General features: G+C 44.6%; 2 protein-coding genes. Both read left to right on the top strand.

Translation table 11 applies throughout. The features are described 5' to 3' along the window. The coding region (locus tag R8N28_RS25535; RefSeq protein ID WP_318183700.1) for an LrgB family protein at positions 1-227 on the top strand (227 nt) is incomplete at its 5' end. 364 nt (positions 228-591) lie between these two features. Then, positions 592-1239, top strand: a 648-nt coding sequence (gene cdd / locus R8N28_RS25530; RefSeq protein WP_318183699.1) for a cytidine deaminase, incomplete at its 3' end; no start/stop codon positions are given.

The following is a 1239-nucleotide window of genomic DNA, read 5'->3' as shown; positions in this document are numbered from 1 at the left end:
TTGGCGCTATTTTGGCGTACCCAATCTACAACCTAATCGGCATTAAGCATCCAATTGCTCGCGGTTTGACGATGGGCACAGTATCGCACGCGCTGGGTACTGCAACTTGCGCAGAGAAACAACCTGTCGACGCAGCGTTTTCATCGTTAGCGTTGGTGCTATGCGGCATCATCACTTCCATTCTCGCTCCGAGCTTTTTTGGTTTAGCAGTCTGGCTATATCAATAAGTCATTGTGACGGTCTGTCCTCCTTCCGACAGGCCGTCACTTTCCTTTTCTCATCGTAGTACGCTGTTGAAAACGATTTTCGCTACAAAGCACACTTCCCATCTAACGTGTCCCAACAAGATTCATAACTAAACGCTATCTTTCGCTGCTAGCATATTTTCATTACTTGGGTATATGAATATCCATTGATATAGTTATTTATGAGACGAAGTTAACGCTCAACACGATTGCAATCGAATACATGTGTGAGCTCACTCTAATTATGTAACAGAAATATCAGTTGCATTATTTAACGTGATCTAAAGCACGGAACATTTCTCTCCTTTGCATAGAATAACTGTCCATGCAATAACAAGGATTCAACATGAAAAGTCGCATTGAACAGGCGCTAGCAAGCGCTCCTGAAGCACTTTCAAAACAACTTGCTCCTATCGTCCTAGCCGACGATTTTGATGCTACTCTTTCAGCGCAGCAGTTTGAGCAATTGCTTTCAGCTACCAGCCTATCAGATAAAGAGCTGCGTGTTGCTCTACTTCCTTTTGCCGCTGCATATTCTTACGCTCCTATTTCTGAGTTCTATGTTGGTGCAATTGTTCGAGGCTTGTCTGGCCGTCTGTACTTTGGTGCAAACATGGAGTTCTTTGGTGTTCAGTTAGGCCAAACTGTTCACGCAGAACAATCTGCAATTAGCCACGCTTGGATGAAAGGCGAACACGGTGTCAAAGACATCACCATCAACTTTAGCCCTTGTGGTCACTGCCGCCAGTTCATGAACGAACTGTCGACTGCTAAAGAGTTGAAAGTTCAGCTACCTGAGCGCGACGAAAAGTCATTACATGAATACTTACCAGAAGCTTTTGGTCCAGCAGACCTTGGTATTGAATCTGGTTTGATGGCAGAAGTGAAACACCAATTTGTGTGTGATGATGAAGACGCATTGATTCAACAAGCCGTCGAAGCGATGAACATGAGCCATGCGCCGTATACCAATAACCTCAGTGGTTTGGCATTA

Source organism: Vibrio sp. Vb1554 (assembly GCF_033344235.1).
This window is presented reverse-complemented; position numbering and strand designations above follow the sequence as displayed.